Source organism: Achromobacter ruhlandii, from assembly GCF_002082135.1.
Lineage (GTDB): Bacteria > Pseudomonadota > Gammaproteobacteria > Burkholderiales > Burkholderiaceae_B > Achromobacter > Achromobacter ruhlandii.
The window spans coordinates 17820-39040 of record NZ_CP017433.1; the positions used below are offsets into that span (position 1 = coordinate 17820).

The following is a 21221-nucleotide window of genomic DNA, read 5'->3' on the forward strand; positions in this document are numbered from 1 at the left end:
GGGGGCGGGCGATGCGATAATGCAGGCATGTCCGCTACCCACCTCTCCAAGAAAGACTATCTCTGCGCGCTGGCGGTCGTGGTGATCTGGGGCCTGAACTTCGTGGTCATGAAGTTCGGCCTCAAAGGCCTCTCGCCCATGATGCTGGGCGCCCTGCGGTTCGCCCTGGCGGCTTTCCCCCTGGTGTTGTTCGTGCGGCCGCCGCGCCTGCCCTGGCAATGGATCGCGGCCTATGGACTGGTGCAGGGCCTGGGCCAGTTCGGCCTGTTGTTCACGGCCCTCAAGTTCGGCATGCCGGCGGGCATGGCTTCGCTGGTGATCCAGACCCAGGCGTTCTTCACGCTGCTGCTGGCCGCGCCGATGCTGCGCGAGCGAGCCCGGCCGCATCATTGGGCCGGATTGGGCGTGGCGGCGCTGGGGCTGGCGGTGATCGCCGCGGGCCGCGGCGACGGGCCGGGGCAGATGACCATGGTGGGCTTTGTCCTGACGCTGGGCGCGGCCTCCATGTGGGCGGTGTCCAACATCATCGTGCGGCTGGCCAGCCGCAAGGCCCCTGGCTACGATCCTTTCGCCTTCATTGCCTGGAGCAGCGCCGCGCCGGTGTTGCCCTTTCTGGCGTTGGCGGTGATGGCGGATGGCTGGGACGCGGTGACGGACATGATCCTGGGCATCGGCTGGGGCGAGGCGCTGTCGGTGCTGTACCTGGCGGTGCTGGCCACGCTGCTGGCCTATACCCTGTGGACCCAGCTGCTGACGCGCCATCCGGCCGCCAAGATCGCGCCGTTCTCGCTGCTGGTGCCGGTGGTGGGGTTGTGGGCCGCGTCGGCGGCCTTCGACGAACGGTTGCAGCCGTTGCAGTGGGCCGGCGCGGGCTGCGTGCTGATGGGGCTGGTCATCAACCAGGTGGGCGGGCGCTGGCTGCGCAACCGCTGATCCCGCCGCGCGGATTGCGCTTCGTCGATTCGGCGGTCGCCGCCCCCGCCTCGGCGTTGCTGCGCCGGTTCTCATCCCGCGGTATTCATCCTTCCCTGGCCGTGTCCTCCACCCACTTTGGGATGAAAGGCGGGACGCCTGGCGTGCGTTCTACAGCTGTTCGAAATGGGCGTAGCGCTTGTCGGTGTACTCCCGTCGCGTGACCATTTCGGTGACCTCGGCGCCCGGCGGCCCGCGCCGCAGCCATTCCAGCATGTGATCGACCTGGTCGGGCGTGCCCTGCACCAGCGCCTGCACGGTGCCGTCCAGCATGTTCTGCACCCAGCCGCGCGCGCCCAGCAGGTGGGCGCGGCGCACGGCGGCATGGCGGTAGCCCACGCCCTGCACGGCGCCGCTGACGGTCACATGAACGGTTTCTATATGGGTGTCTTGCATTGGAATTCCTTCGGATGATGCGCCGCGGCGCGCCGGCGGGCTAGACGGTTCCGGCTACAGCGGATGGTCGATAGGCCCCCCGGGCATCGAAGCGATACGTTAGTGCACATGTCGAAACGTGCCAACGGGAACGCCCGCAAGCAAAGCTTGGAGAAGCCATTATGGAAGAGACCAGTTTGTTGTCGGAAGCAGAAACAGCGCGGTACAGGGAACGGGGCTACCTGGCCCTGCAGGATATGTGCCCGCAGGACGAGGTGGGCTACATCCGGCGCACGTTGCTGGACTTGTTCGCGAACAAGACCGGCTATAACGAGGGGGCGCAGTACGACTTCATCAGCCGCGACGACCCGACCAAGCCGGCCAAGTTTCCCAGTCTGCACGATCCTCGCCATTATGCCCCGGGCCTGCTGAAGACCCAGTATCACGAACGCACGCTGGAGCTGGCGCGCCAGCTGTTGGGCGAGGACGCCGCGTTGTACGGCGAACACGCGCTGCTCAAGCCGGCGCTGGTCGGGCCCGAAACGCCGTGGCACCAGGACGAGGCGTTTCGTTCGCCCGATTTTATCTACAACGAGCTGAGTATCTGGCTGGCGCTGCAGCCGGCCACGCTGGAGAACGGCTGCATGCAGTTCATTCCGGGATCGAACAAGGGCGAGGTGCTGGAGCACCGCTCGCCGGGCGGCGACAAGACGCTGCATCCGCTCGAATGCTGCGCCGACTTCCCGCGCGAGCAGGCGGTGGCCGAACCGCTGCAACCCGGCGGCTGCACCGTGCACGATGCGCGCACGCTGCATTTCACCGGCGCCAATACCTCGCCGCAGCCGCGGCTGGCGTACATCCTGATCTACAACACGCCGCCGGTCTACAAGCCGGGACGGCGCGAGTTTCCGTGGCTGGAAGGCCGTTGGACCGACAGCCAGACGCGCAAGAAGGAATGGCATCGCCGCGGCGGCCTGGCGGTGGATGTGATGCGGCGCCTGCCAGCGGCGCGCCTGACCAGCCCGCGCTGGGTGGCGTGGGCCACGATCCGGGCGGTGAGCAAGGTCTGGCCGAGGTAGCGGCGGCGCGGCGGCCGGGCAATCGGCCGCGACGTAGGGGGGGCACGGGGCCGGCAAGGGACGCTTGCCGGCCCCGGCGCGTATACTGGGCGGCGCCGCAGGGCCTGGCCGCCATGCGCGACCCCGGATGTCCTGGCGACGCGGGCGGGTTGCGCGCAGGGGTGGGCGCGCTGCGGGATCGCGACCCCACTTTCCCCAGAAGAATAACCATGACCGCTGACCTTTCCACGATCACCTGCATCGAAGACCTGCGCGCGATCGCGCGCAAGCGCGTGCCGCGCATGTTCTACGACTACGCCGATTCGGGCGCCTGGACCGAGGGCACCTACCGCGCCAACGAAAGCGATTTCCAGAAGATCAAGCTGCGCCAGCGCGTGGCGGTGAACATGGAAGGCCGTTCGCTGCGCACCACGCTGGTGGGCCAGGACGCGGTGATGCCGCTGGCGATTTCGCCGACGGGCCTGACCGGCATGCAGCACGCCGATGGCGAGATCCTGGCGGCCAAGGCGGCGGCCGATTTCGGCGTGCCGTTCACGCTGTCGACCATGAGCATCTGCTCGCTGGAAGACGTGGCCGCGGCCACCGGCAAGCCGTTCTGGTTCCAGCTGTACGTGATGCGCGACCGCGAGTTCGTCGGCAACCTGATCGACCGGGCCAAGGCGGCGGGCTGCTCGGCGCTGGTGCTGACGCTGGACCTGCAGATCCTGGGCCAGCGCCACAAGGACATCAAGAACGGGCTGTCGACGCCGCCCAAGCCGACCCTCCGCAATCTCATCAACCTGGCGACCAAGCCGCGCTGGTGCCTGGGCATGCTGGGCACCAAGCGCCGCACGTTCGGCAACATCGTCGGCCATGCGAAGGGCGTGAGCGACCTGTCGTCGCTGTCGTCGTGGACGGCCGAGCAGTTCGATCCGCGCCTGAGCTGGGACGATGTGGAGTGGATCAAGCAGCGCTGGGGCGGCAAGCTGATCATCAAGGGCATCCTGGATGTCGAGGATGCGCAGCTGGCGGCCAACAGCGGGGCGGATGCGCTGATCGTCAGCAACCACGGCGGGCGCCAGCTCGATGGCGCGATGTCGTCGATCGCGGCGCTGCCTGGCATTGCAGATGCGGTGGGCTCGAAGATCGAAGTGTGGATGGATGGGGGCGTGCGCTCGGGGCAGGATATCCTCAAGGCGGTGGCGCTGGGCGCGCGCGGCGCGATGATCGGGCGGGCGTTCCTTTACGGCCTGGGCGCATATGGGCAGGCGGGCGTCAAGCGCGTTCTGGAGATCCTGTACAAGGAAATGGATACGACGATGGCGCTTTGCGGGCGGCGCAATATCGAAGTCGGGGATCGGAGCATTCTGCTGCCGGGGACTTATCCCGTTTGAGCGTTTCTCTGATCGGCTGTAAGCCGGTGGGTCGCGGATGGCGGCTTGCCGGCTTTTTTGTTTTCTTGCTTTGGGGTTTTTGCTTGGCGAGTCGTGCTTCGTAGGTCGGCCGGCGCGGCGAGGGGCGGGCGGGGCGCGCCTACGATTGCGGTCCGGAGCCTTCGCTCCGGACTGCCCCATCGTCATCCTCGTTGCCGCCTGAGGCGGCTGCCTACGGATTCCCTCGGGCGCATCTACACGGCGCGCCCCGCCCGCCCCTCGCCGCGCCGGCCTGCGGGTGTCGAGAGTTGAGGCGTTGTTGGAGCGGAGGGGGCATGAAGAGTGTGCGTTGCCCGTCATGGTCGGCTGCGCGGGCAGCCGGCCATGACTTACGCGGTGTCTTGTGGTGGCGCGATGTGCGCTGCGCGACGTTGATGGGGGGCTGGGTTGGCCCGGCCTTGGGTGGGGAGAGGGGGCGGTGTGGCTGGTCGTTTCAGTCGCGGTTGCCGGTTCCCAGGAATTGGCTGGGGCGCCTTAGCGCCGGGTCGAAGGGGTTGAGTTGGGCGCTGATGCCGGCGGCTTCGCGGCGCAGGATTTCGACGATGAGGGGCAGGCGTTCGTCGCTAATGCGTTCGACGGGGGCGGCGATGCTGAGGGCGGCGACGGTGACGCCGTTGGGGTCGTGCACGGGGACGGCGAGGCCGGCGATGTTGGGGAAGATGCCCTGGCCCTTGCTGCGGGCGTATTGAAGTTCCTGGCATTCCTTGATGCCGGCGCGCATGGTGATTTCGTCGACGAAGCCCAGGTGGTGCAGGCGCGGAATGTTGAAGCGCAGGACTTCCTCGCGTTCGGCGTCTGGCAGGTTAGCCAGCAGCAGCAGGCCGCCCTGGCCGAGGCCGAGCGGGACGCGGCCGCCGATGTCGCCGGTGTGCGAGCGAACCGGGAAGGCGCCGTCGATGCGGTCCAGGCAGACGGCGTCGAAGCCGCTGCGCACCAGCAGGAAGATGGTGTCGTTGAGCATGCCGCTCAGGCGCAGCATGGCGGGACGGTAGATCGAACGCAGGGTCGATTGGTGGTTGCCGGCGTTGGCCGCGAGCGAGAAGAAGGCGACGGTGAGTTGGTAGCCCTTGCTCTGCGCGGGCTGTTCGACCATGCCTTCCTGCACCAGGCCTTGCAGCACGCGGTGCACGGTGGCCTGGGCCTGGCCGGTGCGGGCGGCGATGTCGGTCAGGCGCAATTTTTCGCCCTTGGCGTCGGACAGGACACGCAGCACGGCGAAGGCGCGTTGCAGGACGCCCTGGGCGCCGGCGTCGTCGGCGGCTTCTGATTTCTTCATTGTTCAATTCCGATAATCAAAATATACGGCTGTATTTTTATCAGGAAATTCAGTTATACGGAAATAATAAGTAAAAAATTCGATTCTTCGGAAAACCCTAATTGACCGGTCTTTTTGGCCCCTCCTAGACTGCCCTGCATCGATTGCAACGCGGGCGGGTCCCGCGCACCGCGCCTTACCGGGCAAGGGGTTGGAATATGTCATTTCTGCGGCTGGACAACGTCTCCAAGAATTACGGCGACCTGCGGGTGGTCTCGGACCTGAGCCTGGCGGTCGAGAAAGGGGAATTCGTGTCCTTGCTGGGGCCGTCGGGCTGCGGCAAGACCACCACGCTGCAGATGATCGCGGGCTTTGCCGACGTGACGCGCGGCAGCATCACGCTCGATGGCCGCGACATCACCCATGCCAAGCCGAACACGCGCGGGCTGGGCATCGTGTTCCAGAGCTATGCGCTGTTTCCGCACCTGACGGTGGCGGACAACGTGGCGTTCGGGCTGAAGATGCGCAAGGTCGAGCGCGCCGAGCGCCAGGCGCGGGTGCGCGAGGCGCTGGCGCTGGTGAAGCTGGACAAGCACGCCGACCGCTTTCCGCGTGAACTGTCGGGCGGGCAGCGCCAGCGGGTGGCGCTGGCGCGCGCGCTGGTGATCCGGCCGCCGGTGCTGCTGCTGGACGAGCCGTTGTCGAACCTGGACGCCAAGCTGCGCGAGGACATGCAGTTCGAGCTGCGCAGCATCCAGAAGCAGATCGGCACCACCACCGTGATGGTGACGCACGACCAGGCCGAGGCGCTGTCGATCAGCGACCGCGTGGTGGTGATGCAGGACGGCCGCGCCACGCAGGTGGATGCGCCCTACCGCATGTACGAGCATCCGCAGAGCGAATTCATCTCGCGCTTCGTCGGCAAGACCAACCTGCTGCCGGGCCGCGTGACGCGCTGCGGCGCGCAGGCCGAGGTGGAGACCGGCGCGCTGCGCGTGCTGGTCGACGGCGCGGGGCTGCGCCATGGCGATAGCGTGCAGCTGTCGCTGCGGCCGGAGAAGCTGGTGCCGGTGCCGGCCGGCCAGGGCAAGCTGTCCTGTGTGGTCAGCACGCGCTACTTCCTGGGCAGCCAGTGGATGTACGGGCTGGAGTCGCCGGTGGGGGCGCTGACGGTGCTCACGCCCAACGACGGCCGCCGGCCGCACGATGATGGCGACCAGATCGGCCTGGACTGGGCCGAGGGCGTGCTGCGCGTGCTGCCCGTCGCGGCCGTTGCCGAAGAGGCCTGACATGGCGACGCTGACCCAACCCGGCGCCGCCAGCGCGCCCAAGCCGCGCACCGACGGGCTGCTGGCCATCCTCGGTTCGATCCCGCTGGCGATCGTGTTCCTGACGCTGGTGCTGACGCCGCTGGCGTTGACGCTGGTGCTGTCGTTCCGTCCGTTCGATTACAGCGCGGGCATCCTGCCCGGGCACACCTTCGAGCACTACCTGGCGGTGGTGACCGACGGCTATTTCCTGGAGATCTTCTGGCGCACGTTCTGGATCGCGGGCGTGACCACGCTGATCTGCGTGCTGATCGGCGCGCCCGAGGCCTACATCCTGTCGCGCATGGGCAAGCCGTGGCGTTCGATCTTCCTGCTGGTGGTGCTGTCGCCGCTCTTGATCTCGCTGGTGGTGCGCGCCTTCGGCTGGAGCATGCTGCTGGGGCCGGGCGGGGCCATCGGCCGCGCGGCCGCGGCGCTGGGCCTGGGACCACTGCTGTACACGCCTACCGCCGTCATCATCGGCCTGGTGCACGTGATGCTGCCGTTCATGGTGATTCCCGTGTGGACCTCGCTGCAGAAGCTGGACCCGACCGTGGAGCACGCGGCGCTGTCGCTCAATGCGTCGCGCTTGCAGACGCTGCTGCGCATCGTGCTGCCGCAGGCCATGCCGGGCATCCTGTCGGGCAGCCTGATCGTGTTCGGGCTGTCGGCCAGTTCTTTCGCGATTCCCGCCCTGCTGGGCGGACGCCGCCTGAAGATGGTGGCCACGGTGGTCTACGACGAATTCCTGACCGAATTGAACTGGCCGCTGGGCGCGGCCATCGCCATCGTGCTGCTGGTGGTCAACGTCGTCATCATGATGGCGTACAACCGCGTGGTGGAGCGTTCCTACCGGCGCAGCCTGGGTTGAGCGAGGACAGCGATCATGCAGAAGAACGGTCCTTTCGCATTGGCCTTCAATGCCCTGGTGGTGATGTTCGTGCTGGCGCCGCTGGCCATCGTGTGCCTGGTGGCGTTCACGCCCGAGTCGACCCTGACGGTGCCGACCACGCGGTTTTCGCTGCGCTGGTTCCACGCGGTGTTCGAGCATCCCAATTTCATGCAGGCGTTCAAGAACAGCCTGTGGCTGGCGTTCCTGTCGGCCAGCATCGCCGTGTGCCTGGCCGTGCCGGCGGCCATCGCCATCACGCGCTACCGCTTTCCGGGGCGCGATGCGCTCAACGGCCTGTTCCTGTCGCCGCTGATGATCCCGCACCTGGTGCTGGGCGTCGCGCTGCTGCGCTTTTTCGCGCTGATGGGCACCACCGGCAGCTTCGGCTGGCTGGTGTTCAGCCACGTGGTGGTGATCACGCCCTACGTGATGCGGCTGGTGATCGGCGCGCTGGTGGGCTTTGACCGCTCGGTCGAGCATGCCGCGCTGTCGCTGGGCGCGAGCCGCGCCACCGTGTTCTTCCAGGTGACGCTGCCGCTCATCATTCCAGGCGTGTCGGGCGGCTGGCTGCTGGCCTTCATCAACAGTTTCGACGAGCTGACCATGTCGGTGTTCATCACCGCGCCGTCGACCATCACGCTGCCGGTGCGCATGTACATGTACGCCACCGAGTCGATCGATCCGATGATGGCGGCCGTGTCGGCGCTGGTGATCGGCCTGACCGCGGTGACCATGCTGCTGCTGGACCGCGTCTACGGCCTGGACCGCGTGCTGGTGGGACAGAAATGACGATCACGCCGGGTACGCAACGGGAGACCCCGCCATCATGGCAATACTGAAACGCCTGGCCGAAACGGCCCGGCCCGCCGTCGCCTTCACACTGGACGGCAAACCCTGCAGCGCGCTGGCCGGCGATACCGTGCTGACGGCGGTGTTGACGCAGGCCGAGCGCCTGCGCGTCTCGGAATTCGGCGGCGGGCCGCGCGCCGGCTTCTGCATGATGGGCGCCTGCCAGGACTGCTGGATGCAGCGCGAGGACGGCACGCGGCTGCGCGCCTGTTCCACCTACATCGAAGCGGGGATGCGCCTGCGCAGCGCGCCGCTGCGCGCCGAGCAGGTGCCGGGCACGCTGGCGGCGGAGGGCGAGGCATCATGAACCTGATCCTGCCCGTGATCGTGGGCGCCGGCCCCGCCGGCATCCGCGCCGCGCAGACGCTGGCGGCCCAGGGCCTGCGGCCGGTGGTGCTGGACGAGGCGCCGCGCGCCGGCGGCCAGATCTACCGCCAGCCGCCGCCGGGCTTCGCGCGGACCAAGGCGGCGCTGTATGGCTTCGAGCACCGCAAGGCCGATGCGCTGCACCGCAAGATGGACGAGCTGGCGCCGCAACTGGATTACCGGCCCGGCAGCCTGGTGTGGAACGCCGAAGGCAAGACGCTCGATGTGCTGCGCGACGGCAAGAGCGCGCCCGTGCCCTACACCCACTTGATCCTGGCCACCGGCGCCACCGATCGCGTGCTGCCGTTCCCGGGCTGGCTGACACCGGGCGTGTACACGCTGGGCGGTTCGCAGGTGGCGTTGAAGCACCAGGGCTGCGCCATCGGCGAGCGCGTCGCGTTCCTGGGCACCGGCCCCCTGCTCTATCTGGTCGCCTACCAGTACGCCAAGGCCGGCGCCCGCGTTGTGGCGGTGCTGGATACCTCGCGCTTCGCCGACCGCCTGGCGGCGTTGCCCGCCATGTTGCGCGCGCCGGGCCTGCTGGCCAAGGGGCTGTACTACATGGCCTGGCTGCGCGCGCATGGCGTGCCCATGGCCAGCGGCGTGCGGCCGGTGCGGGTCGAGGGCGAGACGCGCGTCACCGGGCTGGCCTACCGCCAGGGAGCGCGGCAGCGGCGGGTGGATTGCGACGCGTTGGGCTACGGCCTGTCGCTGCGTTCCGAAACGCAGCTTGCCAGCCTGGTGGGCTGCCAGTTCGCCTTCAATGTCCGCGACCGTGGCTGGACGCCGCGCCTGGACGCGGCCGGGCGCAGCAGCGTGGCCGGCGTGTACGTGGCTGGCGACGGCGCCGGCATCGGCGGCGCGGACGCGGCCGAGCTGGCCGGCGAGCGCGCCGCGCTCGCCTTGCTGGAGGATGCGGGCCATGCGCAGCCGGCGCAGCGGGCGCGCCAGCTCGAAGCCCGCCTGGCCGCCAACGGCCGCGTGCGCGATGCGCTGGAGCGCGCCTTTCCGTTTCCCGAGGATTGGGCCGCCGCCATCGCCGACGACACCGTGGTGTGCCGCTGCGAGGAAGTCACCGCCGGCACGCTGCGCGCGGCGGTCCACGGCACCGGCGCGCGCGAACTGAACCGCCTGAAGGCGCTGACGCGCGTCGGCATGGGCCGCTGCCAGGGCCGCATGTGCGGCGCCGGCGCGGCCGAAGTGCTGGCGCACGCCTGCGGCGCCGGGCCGGACGGCGTCGGCCGCCTGCGTGGCCAGCCGCCGGTCAAGCCGATCCCTGTGGATATCGTCTGTCTCGACCGCACGGAGAAGGCCGCGCCATGACCGAACGCATCGACACCGAAGTCGCCATTCTCGGCGGCGGCATCGTCGGCGGCAGCGCCGCGCTGTTCCTGCGCCGGCTGGGCGTGCCGGTGGTGCTGCTGGAGGCCGCGCTGTGCGGGGCCCGCGCCAGCGGCGTCAACTATGGCGGCGTGCGCCGCCAGGGCCGCGACCTGGAGCAGATGCCGCTGGCGCGCCGCGCGCACGAACTCTGGGGCCAGCTGCCGCAACTGATCGGCATAGACGGCGAATACGTGCGCTCGGGGCACCTGAAGCTGGCGTGTTCCGATGCGGACCTGGAAGCCCTGCATGCCTACCGCGCGCGGACGCGCGGCTTCGGCATGAACCTGGAAATGCTGGACCGCGCCGCGCTGGCGCGGCGTTTCGGCTGGCTGGGCGCGCATGTGGTGGGCGGCTCGTTCTGCCCCGAGGATGGCCACGCCAACCCGCGCCTGGTGTCGCCGGCCTTCGGCCGCGCCGCCCGCGCGCTGGGCGCCGATGTGCGCGAAGGCACCCCCGTCACGCAGGCCATCCACGACGGCGAGCGCTTTATCCTGCGCGCCGGCGATGCGCTGGAGGTGCGTTCGCGCTTCCTGCTCAATTGCGCCGGCGCCTGGGCCGGACGCTTCGCGCAGGACTTCGGCGAAACCGTGCCCGAGACCGCGATCCATCCGCTGATGATGGTGACCGAGCCGCTGCCGCTGTTCATGGATGTCAGCCTCGGCATGCAAGGCGGCGGCATCTACGCGCGCCAGGTGGCGCGCGGCAACTGCGTCATCGGTGGGGGCCGCGCCGTGTCCGCCGGCCCCGATTACGCCCGTCCCGGCCGCGAGGCGCTGGGCCCGCTGATGGCCAACGCCGCGCGCCTGCTGCCGCCGTTGCGCGGCGCGCAGGTCATCCGCTTCTGGACCGGCGTCGAGGGCAACATGCCCGACCACAACCCGGTGCTGGGCCCCAGCGCCACCGTGCCGGGCCTGTTCCATGCCTTCGGCCTGTCCGGCGCGGGCTTCCAGATCGGCCCCGCCGTGGGCGAAGTGCTTTCCGAACTGGTCGTTAACGGCCGGTCTTCCATTCCCATCGACGCCTTCGGCATCGGACGATACACGGGGGCCGCTCACGGCGCCGTGGCTCGGTTGGGGCCTGTTCGTGAGCAAACGCTGGAGTCACCATGAAGCACAACAAACAGGGCGTTCGCCGCCCGTCCAAGGGGAAGTGGCTGCTGGGCCTGGCGCTGGCCGCGCTGTCGGCGGGCGCCATGGCGCAGCAGAAGACGCTGTACGTCGGCATGAACGGCGGCGACATGGAGCGCGCCTTCACGCAGTACGTGTTCCCGGATTTCGAGAAGGCCAACAACGTCAAGATCGTGGTGGTGCCCGGCACCTCCACCGACGTGCTGGCCAAGGCCCAGGCCTTCAAGGACAAGCCGCAGATGCACGTCATGTTCCTGGACGACGGCATCATGGCGCGCGCCATTTCCATGGGCCTGTGCGAGCCGCTCAATGACGATCCGGTGCTCAAGGACCTGTACCCCACCGCCGTCATGAAGGACCGCATGGCCGCGGGCATCGACATCGGCATGACCGGCCTGGGCTACAACACCCGCCTGTTCAAGGAGAAAGGCTGGGCCGCGCCGACCTCGTGGATGGACCTGGCCGATCCCAAGTTCAAGGGCAAGGTGGTGTTCCAGTCGGCCTCGGGCAGCACCTTCGGCCTGCACGGCTTCCTGATGTTCAACCGCATCCAGGGCGGCAACGACCAGAACACCGAGCCCGGCTTCAAGCAGTGGCCGTCCACCATCGGCCCCAACGTGCTGGAATACATCCCCAACTCGGCCAAGCTGGCCGAGATGATCCAGTCCAACGAAGCCGCCATCTTCCCGCTCACGCCCACCGCCATCGCCCGCCTGAAGAAGCGCGACATCCCGGTGGAATACGCCCAGCCCAAGGAAGGCTCGGTGATCCTGATGGTGGCCGAGTGCGTCATCGCCAAGAACAGCGAGCCGGAACTGGCGCAGAAGCTGGCGCTGTACCTGCTGTCGCCGCAGGCGCAGGCCAAGGCACTGGAAATGGGCGGCCATTTCCCGTCCAATAAGAACGTTCAACCGCCGGCCGGCAGCGAAGAGGCGCTCAAGCGCTTCCAGGGCTACATGGCCAACGCCAAGATCCTGGACTGGGACCAGATCAACGCCACCCGTCCCGCCTTCAACGCGCGCTGGAACCGCACGGTCGAACGCTGAGGACAGGCGCGCCTTGCCGTCCGCGACGCTGCGCGCGTCGCGGACGGCAAGGCGCCGATCACATCCAGGGCGCGCGCGCCCTTCACGCAGGAGCGAGGCATGCGGCTCATCATCAGGTCTGGCGGCGAATCGGCCATGGAAGAATGGCGCGAGCAGTTCAAGCGCCACTCGCCCGATCTGGAGATCGTCAGCTGGTTCGACGACGTCGACCCCGCCTCGATCGACTACGCCCTGGTCTGGGCGCCCGAGCCTGGCCGCCTGGCCACCTTCCCCAACCTCAAGCTCGTCATCAGCGCCGGCGCCGGCGTCGACCACATCGTCTCCGACCCCGCCTGGCCGCGCCACCTGCGCATCGCCCGCATGGTCACCCCGCGCACCGAAACCGAGATGGCCGAGTTCGTGCTGACCAGCGCCCTGATGCTGACCCGCGACCTCAAGCGCGCCATCGACCAGCAGGCCCGTCGCCACTGGGAACTGTACGACTCGCTGCGCGTGGCCGCCGACATGCGCGTCGGCATCATGGGCCTGGGCCACCTCGGCATCGCCGCCGCCCGCCTGCTGGCCAAGGTCGGTTTCCCCGTCAGCGGCTGGTCGCGCGGCGCCACCACCTTGCCCGACGGCCTGCCCTCCTACGCCGGTCCCGACCAGTTCCCCGAATTCCTGTCCCGCACCGACCTGCTGGTCTGCCTGCTGCCCGCCACCGAAGCCACCCGCGGCATCCTCAACCGCGACACCTTCGCCCGCCTCCCTCGCGGCGCCAGCCTCATCAACGCCGGCCGCGGCTCCCACATGGTCACGCAGGACCTCCTCGACGCCCTGGACAGCGGTCACCTGCACCAGGCCTTGCTGGACGTCTTCGACCCCGAACCCCTGCCGCCCGAATCCCCCCTCTGGACCCACCCCAACATCATCATCACCCCGCATTGCGCCGCCATCCCCGACCGCCAGGAACGCGCCCGCCACACCGCCTGGCTCATCACCGCCAACGAACGCGGCGAGGCCTTGCCCAACATCTACGACCCCGTTCGCGGCTACTGAAAACACCGCCAAGCAGTTGTCCACAGCTTGCGCTTTGCGCCAAAATCCCAAGGCCTGTGGAAAACTCGATTTCGTCCCCAGCATCCGCGAAGTGAAATCAATCGCAGCCCGGGGCGTCGTGGCATGGCGGTGCGGGGCGTGTAGATGCGCCCGACGGAAACCGAAGGGAGCCGAAGGCGGACGAGGTTGAGTATGGGGCAGTCCGGAGCGAACGCTCCGGACCGCAATCGTAGCCCCGCACCGCCATGCCACGGCGCCCCGGGCGTCTAAAGAACCCCGTTCCCCGCCAGCAAAAAACGGTTCAACAAAAAAACCGCAAAATCTGCAAACCAAGGCCGCCTACATTTGCTCCCCAAGGAGCCACGCACTTGAAACCCCAAACCCGCGCCACCTACGCCCACCGCCTGGACCCCGTCCTGCGCTGGCTGGCAAGCCACCCCGACGCCGACCCCGACCTGTACCAGTTGGCCGACCTGGCTTGCCTCTCGCCCTATCACTTCCACCGCGTCTACCGCGCCGTGATGGGCGAAACCGTGAACGCCACCGTGCAGCGCATCCGCATGCACCGCGCGGCCGTTTCACTGGGCAGTACCGGGGATTCCTTGCGTGACGTTGCGCAGCGCGCCGGCTACGAGTCGGACGCCGCCTTCAACCGCGCGTTCGGCGCGACCTTCGGCATCCCGCCGGGGCGCTACCGCGCGACCCGCTCCCGACCCTTCGACCCCAAGGAGCTAGGCATGTACCCCATCACCATCGAGACCTTCCCCGGCGCCGTGCTGGCCGCCCTGCCGCACCGTGGCAGCTACCAGGAAATCGGCCCGGTCTTCTCCCGCGCTTTCATGCTCGCCGCCAGCCGCGGCCTGGCGCGTCCCGAAGCTATCGGCTTCGGCATCTACTTCGACGACCCCGAGCAGGTGCCGCCGGCCCAGTTGCGCTCGATGGCAGGTGTGGCGGTCGCGCCCGACGCCGAGCTGGGCGACGAGCTGGAGCGCTTCGAAATCCCCGCCAGCCGCTGCGCCATGCTGACCTACACCGGCCCGTACAACGAGATGGACAAGGCCTACAACTGGATGTTCTCGGAATGGCTGCCCGGCAGCGGCATGGTGCCGGCGGACTTTCCCATGTTCGAGCAATACCTGAACGACCCGCGCACCACGCCGCCGGCGCAACTGCAGACGCGTATCTGCATGCCGTTGAAGTAATCGCCGGACACCGCGCGATGGTCCGCGCTGCCGGGATCGTCGTTCACGCCGTGGGCGCGGCGGCCCTGGCATCGAGCGCCGCCGCTACCCCAGCACGCTCGCCAGGTACTGCCGCAGCCACGCATGCGCCGGGTCATCCTGGTAGCGCTCGTGCCAGTACAGCGACACGGTGATCGCCGGCAGGCTCAGCGGCGCCTTGAGCGTGACGATGCGCGCGCTGCCCGACATGGCCTTGGCGATGCTCGCCGGCATCGTCGCGATCAGGTCCGAGGCCTCGACGATGAACGGGCACACCATGTAGCTCGACAACGTCGCCACGATGCGGCGGCTGCGGTTCTGCCCCATCAGGATGCGGTCGATGGCCTTGCTGAAGTAGCGCGTGTGGGCCGCCAGGTCCAGGTGGCCGTAGCTCAAGTAGGCATCCAGGTTCCAGCGCTTGCGCAGACAGGGATGGCCTTCGCGCACGATACACACCGCCGGCTCCTGGTACAGGAAGCGCGTGCGCAGGTCCGGCGCCGGATCCGGAAAGTAGCCGGCGATCAGCTCCACATGGTTGGTGTCCAGCATGCTCAGGCCGTGCTGCGGCCGCGCCGGCACGATCAGCAATTGGAAGTGCGGCGCGTCCACCGCCAGGCGCGGGATCAGCTTGGGCAGCAGCGTGTACTGCACGTAATCGGTGGCGTAGAACGACAGGCTGCGGGCCGAGTGCGCCGGGTCGAACACCTCGCGCGTGCGGGTGGCGCGGCGCCAGCCTTCCAATAACGGCAGAAAGCCCTGGTGCAGTTCATGCGCGCGCTGCGTCGGCTGCCACGCGCCGCCTTCGCGCACCAGCAGCGGATCGCCGAACAGTTGCCGCAGGCGGTTCATCGCGGCGCTCATGGCGGGCTGGCTGATGCCGAGTTGCTCGGCCGCGCGCGACACATTGCGGCAGGTCATCAACGCGTCGAAATGCACAAGCAGATTCAGGTCCGGATGCTTCACCGCCGCCCACCTATAAATGGCATCTATATCAATATAAACCGCAAGGACTGCTGGCGCGCGCTGGCCAGGCCTAGGATGTTCCCGTTGTTGCAGTGAACCCGAGGCAATGCCTCTCAGGCCCGGCGTCCATGATCGGGCCGCAAGGAAGTTCTATCAACAAGGGGAAGTCATGAACGCAGCGTTCATTCGCAGTTGCTGTCTTGCATTCGGGGCGGCGGCGCTGGCCGCCACCGCGCTACCGGCCCGCGCCGAGTGGCCCGACAAGGTGATCCGCATCGTGGTGCCGTTCGCGGCGGGCGGGTCCACCGACCTGATCGCGCGCAAGATCGCCGAAGGCCTGGGCCAGCGCCTGTCGGCCAATGTCATTGTCGAGAACCGGCCCGGCGCCGGCGGCACCGTCGGCACCGAGTACGTGGCGCGCCAGCCGGCCGATGGCTACACCATCCTGATGGGTTCGGTCAGCACGCACGGCAGCGCGCCCTGCGTGTATTCGAAGCTGCCGTACGACGCGCTCAAGGATTTCACGCCGCTGACCGTCGTCGCCACCATTCCCAACGTCATGTCGGTGAACAAGTCGGTGCCGGCCAACAACCTGCGGGAATTCGTGGCGCTGCTCAAGAAGGAGCCCGAGAAATACTCGTTCGCCTCCAACGGCCAGGGCACATCGAACCACCTGGCCGCCGAGCTGTTCAAGAGCACGGCCGGCGTGTCGATGGTGCATGTGCCCTACCGCGGTTCGGGCCCCGCGTTGATCGACCTGGTGGGCGGCCAGATCAACATGATGATGGACGTGGTGATGACGTCCTATCCATACATCAAGGACGGCAAGATCAAGGCGCTGGCGGTGACTTCGCCGCAGCGCTCGCCGATGCTGCCCGACGTGCCGACGGTGGCCGAGTCCGGCTACCCCGGTTACGAAGCGATGGTGTGGTTCGGCATGCTGGCCCCGGCCAGGCTGCCCGAGCCGCTACGCGTCAAGCTCACCGACGCGCTGGCGCAGACGCTGCACGCGCCCGCCATGAAGACCTATCTGGAACAACAGGGCGCGCAGGTCTCGGACGTGGCCGGGCCGGCCTTCGGCGCCATGATCAAGAGCGAAATCGACAAATGGTGCGGCGTGGTCAAGCAGGCCGGCATCAAGCTGGACTGAGCGCGGCCGCGCCCTTCTTTTCTTTCAGGGAAGCACAAGCATGTATCGCATAGGGATAGACGTCGGAGGCACGTTTACCGACTTCACGATGATCGACGAAGATCAAGGCATCGTGCATTTTCACAAGGTGCCGTCGACGCCGTCCGATCCGTCGGAAGCCATCGCCACCGGCATCGGGCAGATGCTCAATGACCATGGCGTGGCGCCGTCGCAGGTGTCGCACGTGGGCCATGGCACCACGGTGGCGACCAACCTCATCATCGAGCGCAAGGGCGCGCGCGTCGGCCTGATCACCACGCAGGGTTTCCGCGACGTGCTGGAGATCGGCCGGCAGACGCGGCCGCACCTGTACGACTACAGCGTCGGCAAGCCGCCGGTGGCGGTGCCGCGCGAGTTCCGCGCCGAGGTCAATGAACGCGTCAATGCGCAAGGCGAGGTGCTGACACCGCTGGATGGGGACGCGGCGCGGGCGGCGGCGCGGCGTTTTGCCGCCGCCGGCATCGACGCGGTCACGATCTGCTTCCTGCATGCCTACCGCAACCCGGCGCACGAGCAGCTGGCCGCGCGCATCGTGGCCGAGGAAATGCCCGATGCGTATATCAGCCTGTCGTCGGACGTGCTGCCGGAGTTCCGCGAATACGAACGCCTGTCGACCACGGTACTGAACGCGGCGGTGGGCCCGAAGATGGCGCGCTATCTGGAACGCTTCCTGCAGCGCGTGCGCGAGCTGGACATCGGCCACGAGCCGCACACCATCCATTCCAACGGCGGCCTGATGTCGATCGCCACGGTGCGCCAGTATCCGGTGCGCACCTGCCTGTCGGGGCCGGCCGCCGGCGTGGTGGGCGCGGCGGCCGTGGGCCGCGCCATCGGCAGCCTGAACCTGGTGACGTTCGACGTCGGCGGCACCAGCACCGACGTGTCGCTGATCTGCGATGGCCGGCCGCTGTTCACCTCGCATCGCCAGGTGGCGGGCTATCCGGTGAAGACGCCGATGGTGGACATCCACGTGATCGGCGCGGGCGGCGGCAGCATTGCCTGGCTCGATGACGCGGGCGCGCTGAAGGTCGGCCCGCACAGCGCCGGCGCGGTGCCGGGGCCGGTGGGCTACGGCCGCGGCGGCAGCGAGCCGACCATCACCGATGCCGAGATCGCGTTGCAGCGCCTGAATCCGGTGGCGCTGCTGAACGGCCGCATGCCGGTGCACGCCGAGGCCGCGCGCCAGGTGATCGACGAACGCGTGGCGCGGCCGCTGGGGCTGACGCGCGAGGCGGCGGCCGAAGGCATCCTGCGCATCGCGGCGGCCAACATGAGCCGCGCCATCCGCGCCGTGTCGACCGAACGCGGCTACGACCTGTCGCAATTCGCCCTGTATGCCTATGGCGGCGCGGGCCCGCTGCACGCGGTCGAGGTGGCCGAGGAATGCGGCATCCCCACGGTGATCGTGCCGCAGGAGCCGGGCACCATGTGCGCGCGCGGCATCCTGCTCAGCGACATCTCGTTCGACTTCGTGCGCAGCGAGATCGCGCTGGCCAGCGCGGAAAGCTGGGACGGCGTATCGACGATCTTCGACGGACTGCGCGATCAGGCCGAATGCTGGCTGGAGGAGGAACGCGTGGAACCGGCGCTGCGCCTGTACCGCAGCGCCATCGACGCGCGCTACGAGGGCCAGAACTTCGAAGTGCAGGTGGCGCTGGACGATACCGGCGCCGGCGGCTACGCCGAGTTCGCGCGCCGCTTCGCCGAGGCGCACGAGCGCGAGTACGGCTACACCGTCGATGACCGCAAGGTGCAGATCATCAACTGCCGCATGCAGGCGGTGGGCCAGGTGGTGAAGGCGCCGCTGGCGCCGCGCCAGGTCGATGGCACGCTGGACGGCGCGCGCATCGGCGAACGCCGCGCCTATTTCGGCGAGCGCCACGGCTGGCTGGACACGCCGGTCTATGACCGCGACCGCGTGCCCACCGGGGTGCGCTTCCGCGGCCCGGCGCTGCTGGAGGAAATGAGCTCGACCACCGTGGTCGGCGCGGGCCAGGACGTCGAGGTCGACGCCTACGGCAACCTGATCATCCGTTTGCAAGGAGGCTCGCATGCGTGAAGCCCATCAAGCCAATCAAGACACCGGTGTGGCCCTGGCCGACCCGGTCGGCATGGAGGTGTTCTGCAACCGCCTGCTGTCGATCACCGAAGACATGAACAACACGCTGGTGCGGGCCTCGTTCTCGACCAACATCAAGGAACGCAAGGACTGCTCGGTGGCGCTGTTCGACGCCGCCGGCCGGCTGGTGGCGCAGGGCACGCAGATCCCGCTGCACCTGGGCTCGCTGGACGGCGCCATGGGCGCGATATTGCGCGCCTTCCCGGCCGACCAGATCCGCGACGGCGATGTGTTCATCTGCAATGACCCCTACCTGGCCGATGGCAGCCACCTGCCCGATATCAACATCGTCACGCCGGTGTTCTGGGAAGGCACGCTGCGCTTTTTCGCCGCCAACATCGCCCACCATTCCGATGTGGGCGGCGCGGTGCCCGGCTCGATCGCCGGCGGCCTGAAGTCGATCTTCGAGGAAGGCATCCGCATTCCCGCCTGCCGCATCGCGCGCGCCGGCGAGGTGGACGAGGATTTGTTGCGCCTGATCTGCGCCAACACCCGCGACCCCGAGGAGCGGGTGCTGGACCTGCGCGTGCAGATGGCCACCAATCGCCGTGGCGCGGCCGCGGTGCAGGGCCTGATCCGGCAGATGGGCCTGGCGGCCGTGCTGCGCTCGGTGGATGACGTCATCACGTACACGCGCCGCCGCCTGCTCAACCGCATCGGCGAGCTGGCGCAGGGCAGCTACACCTTCCGCAGCGACCTGGATGACGACGGCATGGGCGGCGATCCGGTGCCGATCCAGGTGACGCTGACGGTCGGCCGCGACCGCCTGCATTTCGATTTCGGGGGCTCGGGCAAGCAGGCGCGCGGCGCCATGAACCTGCCGTTCAACGCGCTGCGGGCCTGCGTGTATTACGCGGTCAAGGCGCTGCTGGATCCGGACCTGGCGCCCAACGCCGGCCTGTTCGATCCGATCAGCGTGTCCGCCCCGGTCGGCACCATCACCAATCCCGAGCATCCGGCGGCGGTGGGCGCGCGCTCGATCACCGCGCAGAAGGTCGCGGGCGCCATCTTCGGCGCGTTCCGCGGCCTGCTGCCGGCGGAAAAGACCATGGCGTCCAGCAACGACTGCTGTCCGGCCATCGTGTTCTCGGGCCGCTGGCGCGAGCGCGCCGGGCACTTCGTCTACCTGGAGACGCTGGGCGGCGGGGCCGGCGCGCGCTTCGATGCCGACGGCATGGACGCGGTGCACGTGCACATGACCAACACGTCCAACCTGCCGGTGGAGGCGCTGGAAAACGAGTATCCGCTGCTGATGGACGAGTACGCCATGATCCCCGATTCCGGCGGCGCCGGCCGCACCCGCGGCGGCATGGGCATCGCCAAGCAGATCCGCGCGGTCGGACCGGGCATCGTGTTCTCGGCGCGCTCGGACAGCCACACCGTGGGCGTGGCCGCCGGCGTCGATGGCGGCGCCGATGGCCGCCGCGCGCGGCTGGTGCGCAATTTCGGCACGCCGGCCGAAGAGGAACTGTTCTCCAAGACCGCCAACATCACGCTGGCGCCGGGCGAGAGCGTGCGCATCGAGACCCCGGGCGCGGGCGGCTACGGCCCCGCGGCCGAGCGGGCCCGTAGCCGCATCGAGCGCGACCTGGCCGACGGCAAGATCAGTCCGGAAGCGGCGCGCGCGGCCTATGGCTACGAAGCCCCCACTACGCCACGTTGAGCGACATCGAGTACTTCATCTTGTCATGCGGAAAAGTGGTGATCGTGGCCAGCAGCAACACCCCGCCGCTGCCGTAGTAGCGGCGGGTGATGACAAAGCCCGCCGTCTGCGGTTCGACCTGGAGCTGTCTGGCGATCCCCGCCGCGATGGGCGTGGCCGAGAATTCCTGGTTGACCTCGTGGATGCGGTTGCCGAAGTGGTCTTCGATCAGCCGCAGCAGCGAGATGCGCGGCTGGATGTCGGCGCGCAGGTCGGAATGCGCCGGGTCGGCATAGATCAGCGTGCACGCCACCGGCGTGTCCTGGTCGCCCAGCGTCTTGATGGAGTTGATGTGCAGCCACGGCTGGCCGGGCTCGGCGCCCAGGCTCTCGGCCAGCCGCTTGGTGAGCTTGATGGTGCGCACGTCCTGCACCAGCAGCGCGGCGTTGCGCGCGTACTGCAGCAGGTCGGGAAACTGCGAGATGCGTTGGGTGAAGCGGGTGCTGGCGTGGGCGGTCTCGACGCGCGTGCCGACGCCGGGTCGCCGCGACACCATGCCGGCCACCGTCAGCATGCGGATGGCCTCGCGGATGGTGTGGCGGCTGGCGCCGAATTGTTCGCACAGTTCGTGTTCGGTCGGCAGCAGCGTCATGACCGGGTAGCGGCCGCTGCCGATGTCGCGCGCCAACTGCTGGTAGATGCTTTTGTAGCGCGGACCGCCAGCCTCGTCGTCCGGCCCCGTGGCCTGGCCGCGGGCCTCGCGCGCGGCGGCCGGGTCGGGCGCGCGTTCGGAGGATCGGGTCATGGGGGTGGCTCCTTTTCTCGTTCTATCGGGGTTTGTACGGACAATAACCCATTGACAGGGCCCGCCTTGCGGATCCATTATTTGTCCGGACATTCATGTACGGACAAATTGTACGGCGGACATGGGGTCGCGGGGCAAGCGGGTCCGCATTTTTTTCTGCGGCGAGTCCATCCCCGGATTCA

Annotated in this window: 19 protein-coding genes; 15 read left to right on the forward strand and 4 right to left on the reverse strand. The window is 68.4% G+C overall.

Features of this window, described 5'->3' with window-relative positions:
- Positions 1–27 precede the first annotated feature (27 nt).
- Entirely contained in the window at positions 28–933 is a 906-nt protein-coding gene (locus tag AruCF_RS00085) for an EamA family transporter (protein WP_049070341.1), read from the forward strand.
- 150 nt (positions 934–1083) lie between these two features.
- Here the strand turns inward: AruCF_RS00085 and AruCF_RS00090 are convergent, their stop codons facing one another.
- On the reverse strand, positions 1084–1368 hold the full coding sequence (locus AruCF_RS00090) for an acylphosphatase (RefSeq protein WP_049070342.1): 285 nt from the start codon (positions 1366–1368) through the stop codon (positions 1084–1086).
- 161 nt (positions 1369–1529) lie between these two features.
- Between AruCF_RS00090 and AruCF_RS00095 the strand changes: the two genes are divergently transcribed.
- Both AruCF_RS00095 and AruCF_RS00100 read left to right on the forward strand, forming a co-directional pair.
- Positions 1530–2426: a phytanoyl-CoA dioxygenase family protein gene (locus tag AruCF_RS00095; protein WP_049070344.1), complete on the forward strand. Its 897-nt coding sequence runs from the start codon at positions 1530–1532 to the stop codon at positions 2424–2426.
- A gap of 209 nt (positions 2427–2635) precedes the next feature.
- Complete coding sequence (locus AruCF_RS00100) at positions 2636–3799, forward strand: alpha-hydroxy acid oxidase (protein ID WP_049070346.1); 1164 nt, start codon at positions 2636–2638, stop codon at positions 3797–3799.
- Between the two features lie 472 nt (positions 3800–4271).
- Here the strand turns inward: AruCF_RS00100 and AruCF_RS00105 are convergent, their stop codons facing one another.
- The gene (locus tag AruCF_RS00105; RefSeq protein ID WP_049070348.1) at positions 4272–5114 is read right to left on the reverse strand and encodes an IclR family transcriptional regulator; all 843 of its coding nucleotides are present in this window, start codon (positions 5112–5114) and stop codon (positions 4272–4274) included.
- Between the two features lie 197 nt (positions 5115–5311).
- Between AruCF_RS00105 and AruCF_RS00110 the strand changes: the two genes are divergently transcribed.
- The 9 genes from AruCF_RS00110 (at position 5312) to AruCF_RS00150 (ending at position 14303) form a co-directional block, all read left to right on the forward strand.
- The gene (locus tag AruCF_RS00110; protein WP_049070349.1) at positions 5312–6382 is read left to right on the forward strand and encodes an ABC transporter ATP-binding protein; all 1071 of its coding nucleotides are present in this window, start codon (positions 5312–5314) and stop codon (positions 6380–6382) included.
- Between the two features lies 1 nt (position 6383).
- Positions 6384–7271, forward strand: a complete 888-nt coding sequence (locus AruCF_RS00115; protein WP_049070352.1) for an ABC transporter permease — start codon at positions 6384–6386, stop codon at positions 7269–7271.
- 15 nt (positions 7272–7286) lie between these two features.
- Positions 7287–8081 carry an ABC transporter permease gene (locus AruCF_RS00120; RefSeq protein ID WP_049070355.1) on the forward strand — a complete coding sequence of 265 codons (795 nt, stop codon included), beginning with the start codon at positions 7287–7289 and terminating at the stop codon, positions 8079–8081.
- A 37-nt stretch (positions 8082–8118) separates the two neighbouring features.
- Positions 8119–8448 carry a (2Fe-2S)-binding protein gene (locus tag AruCF_RS00125; RefSeq protein ID WP_049070356.1) on the forward strand — a complete coding sequence of 110 codons (330 nt, stop codon included), beginning with the start codon at positions 8119–8121 and terminating at the stop codon, positions 8446–8448.
- Positions 8445–9830 (forward strand): FAD/NAD(P)-dependent oxidoreductase, encoded by a 1386-nt coding sequence (locus AruCF_RS00130; protein WP_049070357.1) that lies wholly within the window; start codon positions 8445–8447, stop codon positions 9828–9830. The genes AruCF_RS00125 and AruCF_RS00130 overlap by 4 nt, the downstream gene beginning before the upstream one ends.
- Positions 9827–10999: an NAD(P)/FAD-dependent oxidoreductase gene (locus AruCF_RS00135; protein ID WP_049070360.1), complete on the forward strand. Its 1173-nt coding sequence runs from the start codon at positions 9827–9829 to the stop codon at positions 10997–10999. The genes AruCF_RS00130 and AruCF_RS00135 overlap by 4 nt, the downstream gene beginning before the upstream one ends.
- Positions 10996–12063 carry an ABC transporter substrate-binding protein gene (locus AruCF_RS00140; RefSeq protein WP_049070361.1) on the forward strand — a complete coding sequence of 356 codons (1068 nt, stop codon included), beginning with the start codon at positions 10996–10998 and terminating at the stop codon, positions 12061–12063. Before AruCF_RS00135 ends, AruCF_RS00140 begins: the two co-directional genes overlap by 4 nt.
- Positions 12064–12162: 99 nt before the next feature.
- Positions 12163–13101, forward strand: coding sequence for a 2-hydroxyacid dehydrogenase (locus AruCF_RS00145; protein ID WP_049070364.1), 939 nt, complete (start codon positions 12163–12165; stop codon positions 13099–13101).
- 368 nt (positions 13102–13469) lie between these two features.
- Positions 13470–14303 carry an AraC family transcriptional regulator gene (locus AruCF_RS00150; RefSeq protein ID WP_049070365.1) on the forward strand — a complete coding sequence of 278 codons (834 nt, stop codon included), beginning with the start codon at positions 13470–13472 and terminating at the stop codon, positions 14301–14303.
- Positions 14304–14387: 84 nt separating this feature from the next.
- Here AruCF_RS00150 and AruCF_RS00155 read toward each other — a convergent pair whose 3' ends face one another.
- Entirely contained in the window at positions 14388–15284 is an 897-nt protein-coding gene (locus AruCF_RS00155; protein ID WP_223203265.1) for a LysR family transcriptional regulator, read from the reverse strand.
- 169 nt (positions 15285–15453) lie between these two features.
- Between AruCF_RS00155 and AruCF_RS00160 the strand changes: the two genes are divergently transcribed.
- From AruCF_RS00160 to AruCF_RS00170, 3 genes are read left to right on the forward strand one after another with little or no spacing between them, the layout of a single operon-like run.
- Positions 15454–16434 carry a Bug family tripartite tricarboxylate transporter substrate binding protein gene (locus AruCF_RS00160; protein ID WP_049070366.1) on the forward strand — a complete coding sequence of 327 codons (981 nt, stop codon included), beginning with the start codon at positions 15454–15456 and terminating at the stop codon, positions 16432–16434.
- Positions 16435–16474: 40 nt separating this feature from the next.
- Positions 16475–18532 carry a hydantoinase/oxoprolinase family protein gene (locus AruCF_RS00165; RefSeq protein WP_083036479.1) on the forward strand — a complete coding sequence of 686 codons (2058 nt, stop codon included), beginning with the start codon at positions 16475–16477 and terminating at the stop codon, positions 18530–18532.
- Positions 18525–20255, forward strand: a complete 1731-nt coding sequence (locus tag AruCF_RS00170; protein WP_049070370.1) for a hydantoinase B/oxoprolinase family protein — start codon at positions 18525–18527, stop codon at positions 20253–20255. Before AruCF_RS00165 ends, AruCF_RS00170 begins: the two co-directional genes overlap by 8 nt.
- On the opposite strand, the gene AruCF_RS00175 is transcribed toward AruCF_RS00170, so the two are convergent.
- Complete coding sequence (locus tag AruCF_RS00175) at positions 20242–21039, reverse strand: GntR family transcriptional regulator (protein ID WP_049070371.1); 798 nt, start codon at positions 21037–21039, stop codon at positions 20242–20244. The genes AruCF_RS00170 and AruCF_RS00175 overlap by 14 nt on opposite strands.
- Between the last annotated feature and the right edge of the window lie 182 nt (positions 21040–21221).

Excerpts from the sequence above, each read along its gene's own strand:
- AruCF_RS00085 (WP_049070341.1), top strand. The coding sequence starts at position 28 with ATGTCCGCTACCCACCTCTCCAAGAAAGACTATCTCTGCGCGCTGGCG.
- AruCF_RS00090 (WP_049070342.1), bottom strand. The coding sequence starts at position 1,368 with ATGCAAGACACCCATATAGAAACCGTTCATGTGACCGTCAGCGGCGCC.
- AruCF_RS00095 (WP_049070344.1), top strand. The coding sequence starts at position 1,530 with ATGGAAGAGACCAGTTTGTTGTCGGAAGCAGAAACAGCGCGGTACAGG.
- AruCF_RS00100 (WP_049070346.1), top strand. The coding sequence starts at position 2,636 with ATGACCGCTGACCTTTCCACGATCACCTGCATCGAAGACCTGCGCGCG.
- AruCF_RS00105 (WP_049070348.1), bottom strand. The coding sequence starts at position 5,114 with ATGAAGAAATCAGAAGCCGCCGACGACGCCGGCGCCCAGGGCGTCCTG.
- AruCF_RS00110 (WP_049070349.1), top strand. The coding sequence starts at position 5,312 with ATGTCATTTCTGCGGCTGGACAACGTCTCCAAGAATTACGGCGACCTG.
- AruCF_RS00115 (WP_049070352.1), top strand. The coding sequence starts at position 6,384 with ATGGCGACGCTGACCCAACCCGGCGCCGCCAGCGCGCCCAAGCCGCGC.
- AruCF_RS00120 (WP_049070355.1), top strand. The coding sequence starts at position 7,287 with ATGCAGAAGAACGGTCCTTTCGCATTGGCCTTCAATGCCCTGGTGGTG.
- AruCF_RS00125 (WP_049070356.1), top strand. The coding sequence starts at position 8,119 with ATGGCAATACTGAAACGCCTGGCCGAAACGGCCCGGCCCGCCGTCGCC.
- AruCF_RS00130 (WP_049070357.1), top strand. The coding sequence starts at position 8,445 with ATGAACCTGATCCTGCCCGTGATCGTGGGCGCCGGCCCCGCCGGCATC.
- AruCF_RS00135 (WP_049070360.1), top strand. The coding sequence starts at position 9,827 with ATGACCGAACGCATCGACACCGAAGTCGCCATTCTCGGCGGCGGCATC.
- AruCF_RS00140 (WP_049070361.1), top strand. The coding sequence starts at position 10,996 with ATGAAGCACAACAAACAGGGCGTTCGCCGCCCGTCCAAGGGGAAGTGG.
- AruCF_RS00145 (WP_049070364.1), top strand. The coding sequence starts at position 12,163 with ATGCGGCTCATCATCAGGTCTGGCGGCGAATCGGCCATGGAAGAATGG.
- AruCF_RS00160 (WP_049070366.1), top strand. The coding sequence starts at position 15,454 with ATGAACGCAGCGTTCATTCGCAGTTGCTGTCTTGCATTCGGGGCGGCG.
- AruCF_RS00165 (WP_083036479.1), top strand. The coding sequence starts at position 16,475 with ATGTATCGCATAGGGATAGACGTCGGAGGCACGTTTACCGACTTCACG.
- AruCF_RS00170 (WP_049070370.1), top strand. The coding sequence starts at position 18,525 with ATGCGTGAAGCCCATCAAGCCAATCAAGACACCGGTGTGGCCCTGGCC.
- AruCF_RS00175 (WP_049070371.1), bottom strand. The coding sequence starts at position 21,039 with ATGACCCGATCCTCCGAACGCGCGCCCGACCCGGCCGCCGCGCGCGAG.